Raw genomic sequence first — 18,812 nt, 5'->3', positions numbered from 1 at the left:
GCAAATGCTAGGCTTTTTGTGATCCCGTCAGGATTCGAACCTGAGACCTACTGCTTAGAAGGCAGTTGCTCTATCCAGCTGAGCTACGAGACCATTATTTTTTATTTCAACTAAATACGGTTGAAAATTGTCGGGGTGGCAGGATTCGAACCTGCGACCTCCTGGTCCCAAACCAGGCGCGATAACCGGGCTACGCTACACCCCGAAAACAAAAAAGCGGAGAGACAGGGACTCGAACCCTGGCATCGGTTACCCGATGACAGATTAGCAATCTGCTCCGTTACCACTCCGGCACCTCTCCTATTGTTTTTAGTATAAAGAACTTAACTTTTTTTGCGGTTGCAAATGTAGCATAACATTATAATAATTCCAACACTTTTTACTTTTTTTTTAGCATTATTTCATAAATACACTATATATCAACTATATACAACACAAGGTAATCTTTCATTTATTTAAGTTTTCAAATATATAATGTACAATTATATGTCAAATATCCTTTTTTACTTTACTATTACACATTAATTAATTACTTTCGCAAAAATAAAACATAATTAAAATGAGCAAAAAAGTAGTTATTGTATCGGCTGTTAGAACACCTATTGGAAGTTTTATGGGCGCTTTATCAAGTGTGCCTGCCACAAAATTAGGAGCAGCAGCTATTAAAGGTGCTTTACATAAAATAAATTTAGATCCTGCATTAGTTGACGAAGTATTAATGGGAAATGTTGTTCAGGCAGGTAATGGACAAGCACCTGCACGTCAAGCGGCATTATTTGCTGGTCTTTCAAATGAAGTAGCTTGTACTACGATAAATAAAGTATGTGCTAGCGGAATGAAAGCTGTCATGCAAGGCGCACAAGCTATTTTAGCTGGCGACGCACAAATTGTAGTGGCGGGCGGTATGGAGAACATGAGTTTAATTCCACACTACGTACATTTAAGAAATGGAGTGAAATTTGGACCAACATCGCTAATTGATGGTATGCAAAAAGATGGTTTAACCGATGCGTATGACAACAATGCAATGGGAGTATGTGCTGATTTATGTGCAACAGAATATAATATCACAAGAGAAGACCAAGATAATTTTGCTATTCAATCTTATCACCGTGCTGCTGCTGCATGGGAAGCTGGTAAATTTAATACAGAGATTGTTCCAGTGGAAGTACCTCAAAGAAAAGGAGAGCCGATTCTTGTTACCAAAGATGAAGAATTCACTAATGTAAAATTAGATAAAATTCCTGCTTTAGCACCTGTTTTTACTAAAGAAGGAACCGTAACGGCTGCAAATGCTTCAACTATTAATGATGGTGCCGCTGCATTAGTATTAATGAGTGAAGAAAAAGCAAATGAATTAGGTCTTACACCATTAGCCTACATAAAATCTTATGCCGATGCTGCACAAGAGCCAAAATGGTTTACTACAGCCCCAGCTAAAGCACTTCCAAAGGCTTTAGACAAAGCTGGCTTAGCTATTTCTGATATTGATTTCTTCGAATTTAACGAAGCATTTTCTGTAGTAGGATTAGCCAATGCAAAAATTTTAGGTCTTTCTAATGACAAAATAAATGTAAATGGAGGAGCAGTTTCTTTAGGTCATCCTCTAGGCTGTTCTGGTGCTAGAATTATTGTAACCTTACTTCACGTATTGCAACAAAACAACGCCAAATTAGGCGCAGCAGCAATTTGCAATGGTGGTGGTGGTGCCTCTGCAATTGTTATTGAAAAAGCTTAATTAATAAAATAAAAAGCTTATAAATGTTCGGTATTTGTAATTTAGCTATTGTGCCTATTCGAGCGGAAGCCAGTGATAAAAGTGAGATTGTTTCACAATTACTCTTTGGCGATTCCTTTTCTATTTTGGAACAAACTCCAAAATGGTTAAAAATATGTACGGCTTTTGACCAATATGAAGGTTGGATTGACAGTAAACAATTCCAACCTCTAACCGAAAAACAATATAACCTACTTGAAAACCTACCTTATCAATTAAATGGTGAATTGATTGATTTTATAGCCTATAACAACAACAATCTTATTCCTATTCCACTTGGAAGCGATGTTCGTTTCTTAGCAAATACTGAAATCAATACACAAAATTACCAATTTGAAGGCACTCAGTTAAATGGAGTAAAACCTAAAAGTGAATTAATTAAATCGGCGTTTTTATATTTAAACGCACCTTATTTATGGGGAGGTAAAACGCCTTTTGGTATTGACTGCTCAGGCTTTACCCAAATGGTTTATAAACTCAATGGACACAAACTTTTAAGAGACGCTTCTCAGCAAGCCACACAAGGAGAAGCGCTAAGTTTTATTGAAGAAAGTGAACCGGGTGATTTGGCATTTTTTGATAATGAAGAAGGTAATATTATCCATGTAGGCATCATGATGGAAAATAACTACATCATTCATGCTTCAGGCAAAGTTCGTATTGATAGAATAGACCATTTAGGCATTTACAATGTAGACACCGGTCGTCATACACATAAATTGAGAGTAATTAAGAAATTGATTTAAAAGTAACGTTTCCAATTACCTATTACCCATCACCTATTACCCTTTTTACTTAATATACAATTTTTTGATTCGCATAATAGGTCCGCCGCATTTTACTTCATGGCAAGCAATACATTGGTCAACCATAGCATTATAAGCTGCTTTTGTATCTTTTGCCGTATAAATTTCAGACTGTGCTTTCAAAAACAATTGTGTCTGTTCATTAAAAAAAGTATCTCGCTCCTTCCCCTTTGTAAATTTTGCCTTTTCAATGTTTAAAAAATACGTTGGAAATTGACCCAGTGTATCTTTCTTTTCAATGCGCTCTTTTAAACGTGTATTTTCCACATACATTTGTTCCATCAAAGCGGCCATTTCTGAAACTTCATACATTTGAAACTCTTCGTTAGGCTTTTCACAAGATTCTTCTGTTTTATTTGAATTACAACTAAAAAATAAAACCACTACAACTAAAAAAATACTTCTCATTTACTTTGCAATTAAAACCCCATGTGCTAAAAACTTATATTCTATTTTAGGAGCCACAATACTATCTATAGCGACTTTAGATTTTCCTTCATCTTCAGCATAATGTTTTAATTCGGCAACAGGAGTTTCTTCTATAAATGCTTTTCCTTCTACAACAACTTCTCTTTTTTGCGCATTCATTGGTACAAAAAAGCCATAGTCTTTAAATTTCACAAATGCATGTTCTTTATTTCCTAAGTCTAAAGTCATCCAGCATCCTTTATTTTGACATATTTCATTAATGGTGGTAGTAAACTTTATTGAAAGTGTGTCTCCCTTTTGTAAGGTTTTATATTTTGCCAACATTGTTTCGGCTGTTAAAGCTTTTTCGGCTTGAATACTATCACCAAATACAGCATACGATTTAGTTTCTGTGTTGGTATTTTTTTTTGAATTACATGCGCCAATTGCTACAAGTAAAGTAGCCAGTAGAAGTCTTTTTTTCATATCAAAGGATTAATTTATACTATACAAATCTAATCATTTTTGTCACATTTTAAAGGCTAAATGTGTTAATAATTATTTAATGTTGATTTCATATAGAGACATTTTTTCACTAATTTTGCCAAATTATGTGTTAACCTGTTTAACAATGGGTTACAAATTTTAAACAATGAACACCATAAGCGACATTAAAATTACACAAAGTCTAACTTCTAAAATAAATGAAGTAGATTTTGAAAACCTAACTTTCGGTTCTATTTTTACAGACCATATGCTCATCTGCGATTTTAAAAATGGCGCTTGGCAACAACCTGAAATTAAACCCTACGAACCTTTCTTAATAGATCCTTCTGCAAAAGTATTTCATTACGGACAAGCTATTTTTGAAGGCATGAAAGCCTATAAAGACGCAGCAAATGACGTTTGGTTATTTAGACCTGATCAAAATTTTGAACGTTTTAACAAAAGTGCTACACGATTAGCAATGCCAGAAGTTCCTGAGTTTGTATTTATAGACGGATTAAAAACTTTAATAAATTTAGATAAGGCTTGGGTTAAACATGAAAACGGAAGTTCGTTATACATAAGACCGTTTATGATTGCTACAGGAAGCGGTGTCATTGCACAACCTTCCACCCAATACAGGTTTATGATTATTTTATCGCCTGCTAAGTCTTATTATTCGGGAGAAGTTAAAGTAATTATTGCCGAACATTATAGTAGAGCAGCTAATGGAGGAATTGGAGCTGCAAAAGCGGCTGGAAATTATTCTGCACAATTTTATCCAACTAAATTAGCAAATGATGAAGGGTTTCAACAAATCATTTGGACCGACGATGCCACGCATACGAAATTAGAAGAGGCAGGTACCATGAATGTGTTTTTTAGAATTAATGACACGTTACTTACTGCACCTACTAGCGAACGTATTCTTGATGGTGTAACTAGAAAATCTGTGATTGATTTAGCAAAAAGGGAAAATATTGAAGTAGAAGTACGTTCGGTACTTGTGGAAGAATTGGTACATGCAGCTAAAGAGGGATCGCTAAAGGAAATATTCGGAGCAGGAACCGCAGCAGTCATTAATCCCATTGCTGGTTTTTCGTACCAAGGCACCTATTATGAACTGCCAAAATTAGAAACCTCTTTTGCACAAGACATAAAAACTAAATTAACAGCCATACAAACTAAAGACGCCGAAGATACTTTTGGCTGGACTGTTAAAGTATAAATTTAGAATTGAATTTTGCTATTGAATTACTACTACACAAGTTGCCTTATTAGCTAAGGCAACTTTTTTATTTTAGTATTTCTTCAAAGTTAGGTTTAAAATAATTAGGTCCTTTCATTACTTTACCATCTTCACGATAAATAGGTTTTCCATCTGCGCCTAGTTTACTCATATTACTACGCTGAATTTCATCAAACACTTCTTCAATTTTATGTTGTAATCCATGTTCTAAAATAGTGCCACACAAAATATACAACATATCACCTAAAGCATCAGCAATTTCAACCACATCATTATTTTGAACTGCCTCTAAATATTCCTCATTTTCTTCTTTCATTAAGTTATAACGTAAGAGATTTTTACCCTCTCCTAATGTTCCTTTTATTTCAGAACTCACTCCTAATCCAAATGATGTATGAAATAACGTAACTGCGTCTAATTGTTTTTGCATAATTTTCTTATTTTTTAATGCTTAAAATTATAGTTTATATAATCAATTATGTAACTTTGTTTTTAAATTTTATTAACATGTTTTCAAAAGGTCAAACTATATTTGCTATACTTTTTGCCATCTCTTTTATACTTACTATTTTCGTAATGTATAAAAAAGATATTTCCATACACAAACAACATTATAAAGGTATCAAATGGATTCTTTTAGGTTTTATTTTATTCATTGCCTTTTTAGTTGCAATAAAAACTGTAATTAAAAATTAAAAGTCGGTTCTAAATTAGTGCACACATGAAAATTTTACAATATTTATTTTTGTTATTTTTACTTTTTCTTCTAGCCTTTGTGGTATTTGTAGCCACACAGCCAGCTACTTATGAAGTAACTAAAACAAAAGAAATTAAACTTCCTGTGGCACAAGTTTTTGAATATGTAAACGATTATAGCAACTGGAAAGATTGGCAACAATTTGAAACAGAGGAAGCTGTTGATTATAAATTTTCTGCAAATACAATTGGTAAAAAATCTTATGTTAAGTGGAATAATGCCCTTATGAATACAATCTATGCAGAAAAAGATTCCATTACTCAAGTTTATCTTAAAGATGAAAATAAAGAAACCATACATTGGAAATTTAGCAAGATTAACGAAGGGACATTAATTAAGGTAGTTATTAAAGGAACATTAAGCTTTAAAGAAAAAATATTTTCTGTTTTAAGTGGAGGAATTACCAATTATGCGGGGGAAGCTATTGAAAATAGTTTATTAAAAATTGAAGACTATTTAGTACATGAAGTGGGTAACTATAAAATTACCGTTCATGGATTAGTGCGTCAAATGGGACGAAACTACATAGAACAAAAAGATTCTTGTGCTGTTAAAGATTTTCCTAAAAAATCCAAAGCATTATTAAAAACAATGAAAGAATTCATCAAGAACAACAATATCAAAACATTAGGCGAACCTTTTGTCATTTTTAATGGTGCGCCTTTGGGAACTAAAATAAAGTATGCTATGTGCGTACCTGTTCAAGACGAAATCATGACCACTCCTGAAAGCGAAATGCAAGGCAATCATTTCAACGAATTTTTAGCGATAAAAACAACGCTTAAGGGTGACTACTCACATATGAAAAAAGCTTGGAATAAAGTTAAAAATTATATTGCGACGAGCAAATATGCAGAAGATGAAAATTCCATATATATTGGCGAATATAAAAAAGCCTTACCAGAAGTAGCTATCCCATCAGAATGGGTTACCGAAATATATATTCCAGTTGTTATGAAGTCGTCTCGTAAAAAAGCACAACAAGACAGCACGGCAGTAGCAAAAGATTCAACAAAATAATTTAGCGCTTTTTTAACACTACTTCTACCATTTGATTAGAAGTTTTTGGACCAAAAGAACGAGATTGCTTTTCTGCTTCTGTACTACATAAAATGTAAAGATTCAAACTGCTTAAGGGAATAATTTCAGTTTGATAAATTCCTTTTTTATCTTCTATTTTTACCTGAAAATCTTCTATTGTAATTGTATTTCGAACAACTAAAAAATATTGATCGGTAGCATACGGAAAATACCATTTTACCTGCCCATCAGCAAGCGTTATTTGGTAATTTTGAATAAAAAATAATGGCGCATTCGTATTAATTAAACTAAGCGAATTATTCGTATTAACAACTTCCTTACCTTCTATATCCACCAGAGAAATCTGTAACTCCTTCGGATTTAACTTAGCCTCTGCCTCATGTGCATTGACAACTATATAAGACGTAAAATCATATCCACAATGAGGCACTCCTGAGATTTGGGCATGCCCAAAAAAAGAGAAAAAGAAAAAGAATATGTAATACCTATTTTTCATATAGTGTATGGATATGATTCTAAAAAAATCTAAGAAGTCAATACACTTACAATTCACTTCTTAGATTCATGAGTATTTATGTGTGCTATTTATTTTATTAAATACTCAAAAATTTGCTCTCGTTGTGCGTCAGTAATTTTTGCTTTCTTTTGCATATCTAAAAGTATAGGCTTCCATTCTTCAGTCTTAAATTTTGAAGGACTGTGTAATTCATGACAGCTTCCACATTTTGACTCATATAAATATTGACCTTCACTCAAAGGTATTCCCGCAACTTGAATCGATTGTTGTTTAGGGACTTCTGTCACTTGTTGTTTTGTGGCACAACCTATTGTTACTACTAAGGCTAAACTGGCTACTAAATACTTTACTTGCATGGTTTTAATTTATGATTGAATTCAAACTTACACTTTTTTTTCAAACTACACATACAATACATAAAAAAATCCTAAGACAATTGCCCTAGGATTAGTTTGTATTATTGAATTATTTTGATTTTGAAACAATAAAAGCGTACTAACTTTCATTACCCATTACCCATCACCCATCACCCATTACCCATTACCTTTAACCTTACTTCACATCCATCAACTCAACATCAAAAACCAAAGTTGCATCTGGAGGAATAACACCACCAGCACCTCTAGATCCATAACCTAAATAAGAAGGGATAACAAAACGAGCTTTATCTCCTACTTGAAGTAAAGCAATACCTTCATCCCATCCTTCAATAACTTGTCCAATACCTAATGTAAAGTCTATAGGCTCTTTTCTTTTATATGATGAATCAAACACCATTCCGTTATCTAAAGCGCCTTGATAATGAACAGATACTTTTTTACCTTTTTCAGCTTGTTTTCCACTACCCTTTTGTATAATTTGGTAACGCAACCCGCTTTCTGTTTTTTGAAATCCAGCAGCTAATTTTTCTAAAGCTTGTTCAGCTCTTTCTTTTTCCTCTGCTAATCGTTTTTCTCTAGAACCTTCAAAAGTCCTAAACGCTTCAATAGCATTCCATTTTTGAGCGGCATCACCTACTCGAACAATTTCTATAGCTTCTATTATATCACCTTGTGCAACCGCATCAACAATATCTTGTCCTTCTACAACATGACCAAAAACCGTATGTTTTCCATCCAACCATGGTGTTTCCACATGCGTGATAAAGAATTGAGAACCATTTGTTCCGGGACCTGCATTTGCCATTGACAATACACCAGGAATATCATGTTTCAATTCTGGATGAAATTCATCATCAAACTGATACCCAGGACCACCAACCCCAGTTCCTTGAGGACATCCGCCTTGTATCATAAAATCAGGAATAACTCTGTGAAACTTCATTCCATTATAATAAGGTTTTCCCATAGGATGTGCATTATTTTCTAATTGTCCTTCAGCCAATCCAACAAAGTTACCCACTGTTCCAGGAGTTTTATCATAAGTTAATTTTACTAAAATAGATCCTTTTGCGGTATTAAATCTAGCGTATATTCCGTTTTCCATTGTTATGAATTTTAATTTTAAAGTGCAAAATTACAAAATAAATAGTAGATTTGATATACAAAAATTAATACCATGAAAACAAAAGATTACATAAAAGTCAACAAAGAAACTTGGAACAATAAAGTAGAAGTTCATATAAACTCTGATTTTTATGATATGGAAGGTTTTCTAAGAGGAAAATCAACCTTAAATTCAATTGAACTGGATTTACTTGGTGATGTTAAAGGTAAAAAAATATTGCACTTACAATGTCATTTTGGGCAAGATACAATGAGTTTTTCAAGATTAGGCGCTTTGGCAACCGGAGTAGATTTTTCAGACAAAGCAATTGAAAAAGCAAAAGAAATCAACAAACAATTGAAGTTAGACGCGACTTTTATTTGTTGTGATATTTATGAGTTACAAAATCATTTGGATGAAAAATTCGATATTGTTTTTACCAGTTATGGCACGATTGGTTGGTTTCCTAATCTTGACAAATGGGCTAAAGTAATTTCTCATTTCTTAAAACCAAATGGAAAATTTATTATGGCTGATTTTCATCCAATAGTATGGATGTTTGATAATGATTTTAAAGAAGTTTTTTACAATTATTTTAATACTGAAGAAATTATTGAAGATGAATCAGGTACCTACGCAGATAGATACGCCGAAATTTCTGCACAAACCATTACATGGAACCATCCTACATCGGAACTATTAAATGCGTTAATTACTAACGGATTAAAACTGAACTCCTTCAATGAATTTGATTATTCGCCATACAATTGTTTTAATAAAACAGAAGAATTTGAACCAAATAAATTCCGAATCAAGCATTTGAAAAATAAGATTCCAATGGTGTATTCGTTATCGGCTACTAAAAAATAATCTATTATCTTTGCCTCATGCGAATAGATATTATTACCGTTTTACCAGAATTAATGCGAAGCCCTTTTGAAGGTTCTATCATGAAACGTGCCATTCAAAAAGAGTTGGTAGAAGTTCATTTCCACAACCTTCGTGACTATAGTACGAATAAACACAAAAATGTAGACGATTACCAATTTGGCGGTGGTGCAGGTATGGTTATGAGTGTTGAACCAATTGATTTATGTATTTCTAAACTTAAAAATGAAAGAAAGTATGACGAAATCATTTACATGACACCAGACGGAGAAACGCTTCATCAAAAAATGGCAAACAGTTTGTCCCTATTAGGAAACATTATCATTTTATGTGGGCATTATAAAGGTGTTGATCAACGTGTACGTGATTTACACATTACAAAAGAAATATCTATAGGTGATTATGTATTGAGCGGGGGTGAAATTGGAGCTATCGTATTTTGCGATGCCATTATTCGTTTGATTCCAGGTGTACTTAGTGATGAAACTTCAGCATTAACAGATAGTTTTCAGGATAATTTGTTATCACATCCTATATATACTAGACCAGCAAATTATAAAGGGCTTAGTGTCCCTGATATTTTATTAAGTGGTAATTTTCCTGAAATTGAAAAATGGCGCGAACAAAAAGCGTACGAACATACTAAAACAAGACGACCCGATTTATTAGAAGAATAAAAAAATCCCATTGCAAAAACAATTACGAATTACGATTTGGGAGTTTAGAGTTTAGAGTTTAGAGCTTAGAGTATGAAGAGTTATTACTTTTCACTAATCACTAATCACTTTTTACAAATTACGATTTGGGATTTACGAGTTTAGAATTCAGAAATAACAATATACTAATTACTCCCAACTGAGACTGAGACTGAAAACTCCCATTACCAATTACCCATTACCAATTACCCATCACCTATCACCCATTAAGCATACATTTGCGCTCTTAATTCTTTAATTTTTTCATCTTCTAAATATTCATCAAAAGTCATGTATCTATCAATTACACCCTTTGGAGTTAATTCAACGATTCTATTTCCAACCGTTTGAGCAAACTCGTGGTCATGTGTGGTAAATAATACTGATCCTTTAAAATTCTTCAAGGAGTTATTAAATGCAGTAATAGACTCTAAGTCCAAGTGATTTGTTGGCTCATCAAGCATCAACACATTCGCTCTTATCATCATCATACGAGATAACATACAACGCACTTTTTCTCCACCCGACAATACATTACATTTTTTCAACGCTTCCTCTCCCGAAAAAATCATTTTTCCTAAAAAGCCACGCACATATACTTCATCACGTTCTTCTTCTGTTTTAGCCCATTGGCGTAACCAATCTACTAAATTTAAATCGCTTGTAAAAAATTCATGATTTTCAACAGGTAAGTAAGACTGCGTAGTAGTAATACCCCACTCTACTGTACCTGAGTCAGCTTTAATTTTATCATTTAAAATTTCATAAAAAGCAGTTGTTGCTCTAGAATCTTTTGAAAAAACAACAACTTTATCGCCTTTTGCCATATTTAAATCAACTTTTGTGAATAAAACTTCTCCATCAATTGATGCACTTAAGTTTTGTACATTTAATATTTGGTCACCTGCTTCTCTATCTTGGTCAAAAATAATAGCGGGATATCTTCTACTTGAAGGCTTAATTTCTTCTAAGTTTAATTTTTCAATCATTTTTTTACGTGAAGTAGCTTGTTTAGATTTGGCTACGTTGGCGCTAAAACGACGAATAAACTCTTCTAATTCAGCTTTCTTTTCTTCCGCTTTTTTGTTCTGTTGAGCACGTTGACGGGCAGCTAATTGTGAAGATTCATACCAAAACGTATAATTTCCTGAGTAATGCGTTATTTTTCCAAAATCAATATCAGAAATATGAGTACAAACTGCGTCTAAAAAGTGACGGTCATGCGATACAACTAAAACGGTATTTTCATAGTTTGCAAGGAAATTTTCTAACCAACCAATCGTTTCAAAATCCAAGTCATTTGTTGGCTCATCCATAATCAATACATCTGGATTACCAAATAATGCCTGCGCTAATAATACACGTACTTTTAATTTTCCATCCATTTCACCCATTAAGGTATAATGAAATTCGGGACCTATTTCTAAATTTGACAACAACGTAGCGGCATCACTTTCTGCATTCCAGCCGTTCATTTCATCAAACTGCAATTGCAATTCACCTATACGTTCTGCATTTTCATCTGTATAATCAAGATATAACGCGTCCATTTCTTGTTTAATAGCATGCAATACTTTGTTTCCTATCAAAACAGTCTCTAAAACCGTATGCTCATCAAACATATTGTGGTTTTGGTTTAAAACTGACATACGTTTCCCAGGTTCTAAAATAACTCTACCTGACGTAGGATCCATTTCTCCAGCTATAATTTTCATAAAAGTAGATTTACCAGCACCGTTAGCACCAATAATTCCATAGCAATTTCCTTGAGTGAATGTGGTATTCACCTCATCAAATAAAATTCTTTTACCAAATTGAACGGATAAATTTGAAATTGTAAGCATTGTATCGTATTCTTTTAAAATTGTGGCAAAAGTAACAAAAACGATTGACTAATTGCGTTATTTTTTAAGCCAATTCATCATTTACATCTAATTACAATCTAAAGAATTGTTTTTTAACGCTACATTAACAATAGTGAATAAGGTTATCCAATATATTTGTTTCCGTATTAACAAAAATCTATGCAAAAAAAATACTCTTATTTTATATATTTTTTAGTGTCAATATTGGGTGTAACCCTATTCTCTTGTAAAGATCAATTTAACCAAGAAGATTACACTGCGTATTTTGGCGGCGAAATAGAAAATCCAAAAAACAACTATTTGATTTTCATGAAAGGAGATCAAGTTATTGACACTTTTCATTTAGATAAAAACAACCGCTTTTTTCACAAATTTGATTCATTAACTCCAGGACTTTATAGCTTCAAAAATGAACCCGAATACCAGTATGTTTATTTTGAAAAAAACGATAGCTTACTTATTCAATTAAACGCAAATGACTTTGACAATTCACTCGTTTTTTGTGGACGGGGTGATGAAAAAAACAATTTTTTAATGGAATTATACCTTCAAAATGAAGCAGATAGAAATGCCCTGTTTGAAGCCTATGAAAAAAATGTAACATATTTTGAGAAAAGTTGCAAAAACAGTTACAATAAAGCAAAATCATTATACTTAAAACGAAAAGCATTTATAAAATGGGGTGCCGAATTTGATAAATTAGCATTGGCTAGTGTAGAATTAAATAACGCATATAAAAAAGAAGTCTATCCTATTGCCCATGAATTTAGAACGGGTAACACCATAAAAAACAAGCTACCTGCTGATTACTACAATTACCGAAAAGCAATAGATTTGAACGAATCAGCATTAGTTAACTATTCGCCCTTTGTAAATTATGTAACCGCTTTACTAAACAATATGGTGTTAACACAATCTAAAACAATGGACGATGAAATGTCTTTGAAAAATAATATCCTTAAGTTAGAAATCGCAGATAAATTAATAAAAAACAACCATGTTAAAAATTTAGTCGTTAACAATATTGCGAATATGTATTTGTTGTCTGACCAATGCACAGAAAACAATACTAAATTTTTTAATTTATATGCTAAAATAGCCACCGATGAAAAATTGAAAAAACAAATCATGGCTACCGCAAAAAAAATTCATAAATTACACGAACATGCCAAATTACCAGAGCTAACACTTACAGATACAAAAGGTAATAAAGTACTTTTACCATCAGCTATAAAGCAAAAAACCGTATTGTTTTTTTGGACAAAAGAATCTGAATCACATGCCGTTTTTGCACACAAGAAAATAGCCGAATTAAAGGCTAAATATCCAACCTATCAATTTGTAGCTATCAATGTAGATGAAAACACAAACGATTGGCAAACCGAATTAAACAAGCATACTTTTGAACCTGCATTTGAATTACACACTTCAAATTTTGAAGAACTTAAAGAAAAATGGATCATTAATAAAATCCATAGAACGATGATTATTAATGCAAACGGCACTATTAAAAATGCATTTGTAAGTTTGTTTGATGTTAATTTTGAAGACCAACTAAAAGATTAAATTTCTAACTCTTAAATACGAAAAAAGCCAGAATTAATTCTGGCTTTTATTATTTTAACATAGTGCTATTTTTTACTTATTGCCTTTAGCATAATCGGCTAAAAACTGAGCCAATCCACTATCGGTTAAGGGATGTTTTAATAACCCCAAGATTGACGACAAAGGTCCTGTCATAACATCTGCTCCTATTTTTGCACAATTAACTACATGCATCGTATGACGCACAGAAGCAGCTAATATTTGCGTATCAAATGCATAATTATCATAAATCAATCGAATTTCATCAATCAAATTCAATCCGTCAGTTGAAATATCATCTAATCTACCTAAAAACGGCGATACATAGGTAGCACCAGCTTTGGCCGCTAATAAAGCTTGTCCTGCTGAGAAAACTAAAGTTACATTTGTTTTTATGTCGTTATCAGAAAAATATTTACATGCTCTGATGCCGTCTTTTGTCATAGGAATTTTAACTACAATTTGTTCATGTAATTCTGCTAACTCTTCCCCTTCTTTAATCATACCTTCATAATCAGTAGCAATTACCTCAGCACTTACGTCGCCTTCTACTATATTACAAATGTCTACATAATGTTTCAAGATATTATTTTTACCTGTAATACCTTCTTTAGCCATTAATGACGGATTAGTAGTTACACCATCTAATACACCTAAAGCTTGTGCTTCTTTAATTTCAGCTAAATTTGCTGTGTCAATAAAAAATTTCATGTGAGTTTAATTTATGTGTTGTGTGTTGTTTTGTCCTTCGACAAGCTCAGGATTAATTGTGTTACAAAAGTAAGAAATCTAATTACAACTAACAATTGAAATTTTCACATCTATAAAATATTTAATTTACTAATTGGAAAAGAAGTTAGGAGTTGGGAGTTACAACTATTAACTAATCACCAATTACGATTTGGGATTTACGAGTTTAGAGTTAGGAGTTACAACTTGACCCGAGGCGAAGCCGAACGGAGCGAAGCTAAACTTGAAACCTGACCCGAGGCGAAGCCGAACAGAGCGAAGCTAAACTTTTAATACTAACCACTGAGACTGAAAACTCCCATTACCCATTACCCATTACCCATCACTAATAACTAATAACTAATCCCTACTTCAAGCCATAATGATTCATCAACATTTTTTCATAAACGGTATCAGGCAAAATACGTTTTAAAACAATTGAAAATTTTTGCATAAATGCGCCTACTTTATAATGAATTTTTGGATTTTTTGTTTTGATTATTTGATAAATAGCTACAGCCATTTCTATTGGATCACTGCCAATAGAAACATGTGCATTCAACTTATCTAATTGTGCTGCATAGACTGTTTCATAGGGCGAACCTTTTACAACTGGCGCATGAAATCGTCTGGAAGCAATATCGGTGGCAAAATCACCTGGAGCCACATTAGTTATATCAATTCCAAATGGTTTTACTTCCATTCGAATAGCTTCAGTAAGGACTTCCAAGGCTCCTTTAGAAGAAGAATATACACTTCTAAATGGCAATCCCATATAACCTGCAATTGAAGTAACGTTAATAATTAAACCGCTTTGTTGCTCACGCATAAAAGGCAACACAGCTTTTATCATTTCAATAGGACCAAATAAATTGGTTTCAAAATTATCTTTTATAGCTTCTATCGGAATTTCTTCTAACGGACCAGTAATACCAACCCCAGCATTATTGATTAACACATCAATAGTACCTGCTTCAGCAATTACATTTGCCACACAAGTTTGTATAGAATTTACATTACGTACATCTAAAGCCACTAAAGGAAACGGTGAATCAAGAACCGCATCAGGCATTCTACTTGTCCCATAAACCTTATACCCTTTTTCATGTAAAAACACACCAACCATTCTACCTATCCCGGATGAACCTCCTGTAATTAAAACAACTTTAGACATAAACGTTACAACATTATAAATGAAAACCAAAATAACGACAACATTAAAAAAATCATAATAAAAAAGTTAATGAACAAAATCACTACTGCTTTACTATGAGAAACCCATCTTGATTGTAAATACATGAGATGATGTGAATGAAAAAACACATAAACTATATACAAGAATGTTAGGAATGCAAAAAGTCCGCTTAAAATTGATAAATTCAATTCGTCAAATACAAACGTTACTATTGCGTTTATCGATAACAGCAACAATATTGATGAAAAAAAATGCAATGTATATACACCATGCTCAAAATACCACCATTTTTTTTTATTATGAAATAGCCAAAGAACAAAGGCAAAAAATGGTAAATATAGAAACAATACTTTAGGAAAATAATGTTTAACATTTTCAATAAACTTTTCACCTATTTCATGTATAGTATACTTTTTAAGTAACTCAGGATTATATTCAACAATTAGTTCTGATACACCCTCTAGTTTTGAAGTATTAGCATTCTCTATTTTTTTTTCATTATCCGTATCTATTACACCAATTCTAACTTTTTCTGGAGAGTCACTTGGCAACAGACCAAAAATAAGAAAGGTCAAAAAATTGATAAAAATGAATAATTTAACGGGAGGTACAAACATTTTTCTTTTCCCTTTTAAATAAGTATGAGTCAGTTCAAAAGGTTTGTATAAAAGAAATTTAAGAGACTTCCAAAAGCCATTATCATAATGCGTTAAATCTTCTAAAAAATGTGTAAACAAATAATGAAATGATTGTTTCGTTGGTTTATTCTCTTGCCCACAAGTAGAACAAAAACGAACAGCTACAGAAGCCCCACAATTTTCACAAACTTTTGAATCTCTCAAATTACTTTTCCCCATAAAACTAATTTTGTGTAAAACTACAAAAAACCTATTGACTATCCATAAACTAATCTTTAATACGTATAAATTTGTTGAGATAGTGAAAATTTTCAAAGCAATCTTTATTCCTTACTGTTCCCAAATCGCATTCAATAACAACGAAAACTTCTTGGCGCCTCTATCATTTAGGTGGTCTCCATCAAAAAAATCTGAAGCATTAAAGCTTTTGTGCTTTAAAAAATCAAAATACAACACATTTGAATGTCCTTTTTGAGCGTCACAAATAACCTTGTACATTTCATGAAGTTGCGCCTTTTTTAAATGATTTGTATAGGATGAATAAGCTGGACATGTAACTAAAACTAACTTAATTTGATTCTGTTCCGTAAATTCTACGAACTTATGCAAAACATTTTGCAATTTTTGATTAGATTTATTTTTGGCAGCCGTATGCCTTTTAGCAGCTAATTTACCATTCTCTACTAACTCCAAACTTTTGTATGCTTTATAAGCCGTTCCAAAACCAAGTTCATTACAGGTAATTGGCGTTTCAGATTTAAAATAATAAGCCAAACGTTTAACGGCAAATTCAAACTTCCCATTTATTAGTTCAAAATGATATTTGAAAGGCAAATTATCCAATTCATAATACAACGCATAATTTTTTATTCGCCAAGACTCATCACTTAGTTCTAAAGAATTATACAACGTAAAATAATCTACTGGAACAACAAGATAGTGTAGTTTCTTCAATTGTTTTTCATACTTTTTTAGTATCGCTAAATCAAAATCGATAGATTGAGACACATAAGCGGCATTAAAACTATTTTTAGAAATAAACGCAGGATTCACACCATAATACATATGCGAACTTCCTAAAAACAATACTTCTACTTCTTCTGCATGCGCATCCAAATAATGGTGTTTTACCTTATAATCATTTGGAATATTGCGCAATGCAAATTCTAGTACCACAGCAATAAAACACACTGGAAGCATAAACCAAACATTATGTAAACCAAAACGCTTCATACTAAAACTGAAAATAAATAAATTGTTGGGGTGCACCCGCAAAATAAACAATTAAAAAAAGGATTACATAATAAACACTCCATCGAATGGTTCTGTATTTTACCGAACCTAATTGAACTAAACCAAAATCATGTTTTCTATTCCACCATTCCAGACTCATACAGACTAAAATCCATAAAAGAGTTGTCAAAGCATGCCACTTTCCATTGAATTCAGGTATTTGAAAAAACGAATGTGAAAATACAGTTTCTATAATTTGAAAAGCTTGTGTAACATTCTCGGCTCTAAAAAAAATCCAAGCTAGTGTAACCCATACAAACGTGATTCCCATTTGAATTAATTCACGAAGCGATGGAAAAACTGATCCTTCAGCAACTATTTCAGAAAAATTTTTATGAGTGCGATGTAAAATAGAAGGCAAAATATACAACGCATGTAACAATCCCCAACATATAAAAGTCCAATTGGCTCCATGCCAAAAACCACTGATTATAAAAATAACCAACACATTACGTGCCGTTTGCCACTGTGTTCCTCTATTTCCTCCTAACGGAACATACACATAGTCTTTAAACCAAGATGAAAGTGAAATGTGCCATCTTCGCCAAAATTCAGCAATATCTCTTGAAAAATAAGGGTAATTAAAGTTTTTTAATAAATCTATACCAAATAATTTAGCCACTCCCAGCGCTATATCTGAATAGCCTGAAAAATCACCATATATTTGAAAAGCAAAAAATACCGCTCCTACAAATAACGTACTCCCCGAATATACTTCTGTATGTGTAAATATATCCTGAACAATAACAGCACATTGGTCGGCAATAACAATCTTTTTAAACAACCCCCAAAGCATTTGCTGCAATCCTAAAACGGCTTGGTCGTACTTAAATATACGAGGCTTTTTCAATTGAGGCAATAAATGCGTAGCACGTTCTATAGGCCCTGCTACTAACAATGGAAAAAAACTCACAAATAAAGCATAATTTACAAGGTTACGTTCGGGCTCTATTCTGTTTTTATAACAATCAATGATATAAGAAAGTCCGTGAAACGTATAAAACGAAATCCCCACGGGTAGGATAATATGCAGCGTTTGTATAGTAAGGGAAATTCCAAAGGAATGAAATAAACTCACGAACGAAGTTGCAAAAAAATCATAATATTTGATAACTCCTAAAAAACCAAGGTTTACAACAATACTTAACACAAACCAAAATTTTTTAGTTACTTCATTTTTAGAAGTACTCATTTGTAACCCAGAAATGTAATCTAATGCCGTAGAAAACAGTAATAAAAACAAAAACCGCCAATCCCAGCACGCATAAAAAAAGTAACTTGCCACCACCAGCATAGCATTTTGCACCATTAATTTTCGCGCAGTTACAAACCAATACAGCACAAAAATAACAGGCAAAAAACAAGCAAACGCTATGGAGTTAAATAGCATATAGTAGTT

19 protein-coding genes and 3 tRNA genes are annotated in these 18,812 nt (G+C 32.7%); 7 read left to right on the top strand and 15 right to left on the bottom strand.

The window, feature by feature from the left end:
* Positions 1-19: 19 nt before the first annotated feature.
* The 3 genes from RF683_RS04200 to RF683_RS04190 form a co-directional block, all read right to left on the bottom strand.
* A tRNA-Arg gene (locus RF683_RS04200) sits at positions 20-93 on the bottom strand.
* Positions 94-130: 37 nt separating this feature from the next.
* A tRNA-Pro gene (locus RF683_RS04195) sits at positions 131-205 on the bottom strand.
* Positions 206-217: 12 nt separating this feature from the next.
* Positions 218-301 (bottom strand) — tRNA-Ser (locus tag RF683_RS04190).
* 258 nt (positions 302-559) lie between these two features.
* On the opposite strand from RF683_RS04190, the gene RF683_RS04185 reads away from it, so the two are divergent.
* Together RF683_RS04185 and RF683_RS04180 are read left to right on the top strand one after the other, a co-directional pair.
* Complete coding sequence (locus RF683_RS04185) at positions 560-1,738, top strand: acetyl-CoA C-acyltransferase (RefSeq protein WP_309532946.1); 1,179 nt, start codon at positions 560-562, stop codon at positions 1,736-1,738.
* 23 nt (positions 1,739-1,761) lie between these two features.
* A complete protein-coding gene (locus tag RF683_RS04180; RefSeq protein WP_309532945.1) occupies positions 1,762-2,523 on the top strand; it encodes a C40 family peptidase in 762 nt (253 codons plus the stop codon).
* 45 nt (positions 2,524-2,568) lie between these two features.
* Here RF683_RS04180 and RF683_RS04175 read toward each other — a convergent pair whose 3' ends face one another.
* A complete protein-coding gene (locus RF683_RS04175; RefSeq protein ID WP_309532944.1) occupies positions 2,569-2,991 on the bottom strand; it encodes a hypothetical protein in 423 nt (140 codons plus the stop codon).
* Positions 2,992-3,477 carry a DUF4920 domain-containing protein gene (locus tag RF683_RS04170; protein ID WP_309532943.1) on the bottom strand — a complete coding sequence of 162 codons (486 nt, stop codon included), beginning with the start codon at positions 3,475-3,477 and terminating at the stop codon, positions 2,992-2,994. It abuts the gene before it with no gap.
* 166 nt (positions 3,478-3,643) lie between these two features.
* On the opposite strand from RF683_RS04170, the gene RF683_RS04165 reads away from it, so the two are divergent.
* Complete coding sequence (locus RF683_RS04165) at positions 3,644-4,705, top strand: branched-chain amino acid aminotransferase (RefSeq protein ID WP_309532942.1); 1,062 nt, start codon at positions 3,644-3,646, stop codon at positions 4,703-4,705.
* A gap of 67 nt (positions 4,706-4,772) precedes the next feature.
* Here RF683_RS04165 and RF683_RS04160 read toward each other — a convergent pair whose 3' ends face one another.
* Positions 4,773-5,156, bottom strand: coding sequence for a nucleoside triphosphate pyrophosphohydrolase family protein (locus RF683_RS04160; protein ID WP_298655155.1), 384 nt, complete (start codon positions 5,154-5,156; stop codon positions 4,773-4,775).
* Positions 5,157-5,447: 291 nt separating this feature from the next.
* Between RF683_RS04160 and RF683_RS04155 the strand changes: the two genes are divergently transcribed.
* A complete protein-coding gene (locus RF683_RS04155) occupies positions 5,448-6,503 on the top strand; it encodes a hypothetical protein (protein ID WP_309532941.1) in 1,056 nt (351 codons plus the stop codon).
* A gap of 1 nt (position 6,504) precedes the next feature.
* Here the strand turns inward: RF683_RS04155 and RF683_RS04150 are convergent, their stop codons facing one another.
* The 3 genes from RF683_RS04150 to RF683_RS04140 form a co-directional block, all read right to left on the bottom strand.
* Positions 6,505-7,020, bottom strand: a complete 516-nt coding sequence (locus tag RF683_RS04150) for a hypothetical protein (RefSeq protein ID WP_309532940.1) — start codon at positions 7,018-7,020, stop codon at positions 6,505-6,507.
* Positions 7,021-7,109: 89 nt separating this feature from the next.
* On the bottom strand, positions 7,110-7,397 hold the full coding sequence (locus RF683_RS04145) for a c-type cytochrome (protein WP_309532939.1): 288 nt from the start codon (positions 7,395-7,397) through the stop codon (positions 7,110-7,112).
* 196 nt (positions 7,398-7,593) lie between these two features.
* A complete protein-coding gene (locus tag RF683_RS04140) occupies positions 7,594-8,526 on the bottom strand; it encodes a peptidylprolyl isomerase (RefSeq protein ID WP_309532938.1) in 933 nt (310 codons plus the stop codon).
* A 72-nt stretch (positions 8,527-8,598) separates the two neighbouring features.
* Between RF683_RS04140 and RF683_RS04135 the strand changes: the two genes are divergently transcribed.
* Together RF683_RS04135 and trmD are read left to right on the top strand one after the other, a co-directional pair.
* Positions 8,599-9,396, top strand: coding sequence for a class I SAM-dependent methyltransferase (locus tag RF683_RS04135; RefSeq protein WP_309532937.1), 798 nt, complete (start codon positions 8,599-8,601; stop codon positions 9,394-9,396).
* A 17-nt stretch (positions 9,397-9,413) separates the two neighbouring features.
* Complete coding sequence (trmD, locus tag RF683_RS04130) at positions 9,414-10,091, top strand: tRNA (guanosine(37)-N1)-methyltransferase TrmD (RefSeq protein ID WP_309532936.1); 678 nt, start codon at positions 9,414-9,416, stop codon at positions 10,089-10,091.
* 245 nt (positions 10,092-10,336) lie between these two features.
* Here the strand turns inward: trmD and RF683_RS04125 are convergent, their stop codons facing one another.
* Positions 10,337-11,953, bottom strand: a complete 1,617-nt coding sequence (locus RF683_RS04125) for an ABC-F family ATP-binding cassette domain-containing protein (RefSeq protein ID WP_309532935.1) — start codon at positions 11,951-11,953, stop codon at positions 10,337-10,339.
* A gap of 180 nt (positions 11,954-12,133) precedes the next feature.
* Between RF683_RS04125 and RF683_RS04120 the strand changes: the two genes are divergently transcribed.
* Positions 12,134-13,540, top strand: a complete 1,407-nt coding sequence (locus tag RF683_RS04120) for a TlpA family protein disulfide reductase (protein ID WP_309532934.1) — start codon at positions 12,134-12,136, stop codon at positions 13,538-13,540.
* A 72-nt stretch (positions 13,541-13,612) separates the two neighbouring features.
* On the opposite strand, the gene fsa is transcribed toward RF683_RS04120, so the two are convergent.
* The 5 genes from fsa to RF683_RS04095 all read right to left on the bottom strand — a co-directional run bounded on the left by fsa (position 13,613) and on the right by RF683_RS04095 (position 18,803).
* A complete protein-coding gene (gene fsa / locus RF683_RS04115; RefSeq protein WP_309532933.1) occupies positions 13,613-14,269 on the bottom strand; it encodes a fructose-6-phosphate aldolase in 657 nt (218 codons plus the stop codon).
* Positions 14,270-14,654: 385 nt separating this feature from the next.
* The gene (locus RF683_RS04110; RefSeq protein ID WP_309532932.1) at positions 14,655-15,461 is read right to left on the bottom strand and encodes an SDR family oxidoreductase; all 807 of its coding nucleotides are present in this window, start codon (positions 15,459-15,461) and stop codon (positions 14,655-14,657) included.
* 5 nt (positions 15,462-15,466) lie between these two features.
* On the bottom strand, positions 15,467-16,339 hold the full coding sequence (locus RF683_RS04105; protein ID WP_309532931.1) for a DUF3667 domain-containing protein: 873 nt from the start codon (positions 16,337-16,339) through the stop codon (positions 15,467-15,469).
* Between the two features lie 111 nt (positions 16,340-16,450).
* A complete protein-coding gene (locus RF683_RS04100; protein WP_309532930.1) occupies positions 16,451-17,320 on the bottom strand; it encodes a hypothetical protein in 870 nt (289 codons plus the stop codon).
* Between the two features lie 34 nt (positions 17,321-17,354).
* Complete coding sequence (locus RF683_RS04095) at positions 17,355-18,803, bottom strand: MBOAT family O-acyltransferase (RefSeq protein WP_309532929.1); 1,449 nt, start codon at positions 18,801-18,803, stop codon at positions 17,355-17,357.
* Between the last annotated feature and the right edge of the window lie 9 nt (positions 18,804-18,812).

The sequence above is a fragment of the Flavobacterium sp. 20NA77.7 genome, assembly GCF_031326205.1.
Taxonomy (GTDB): domain Bacteria; phylum Bacteroidota; class Bacteroidia; order Flavobacteriales; family Flavobacteriaceae; genus Flavobacterium; species Flavobacterium nakdongensis.
Note: the sequence above shows the minus strand (reverse complement) of the source record. Positions and strands in the feature narration are given on the sequence as shown.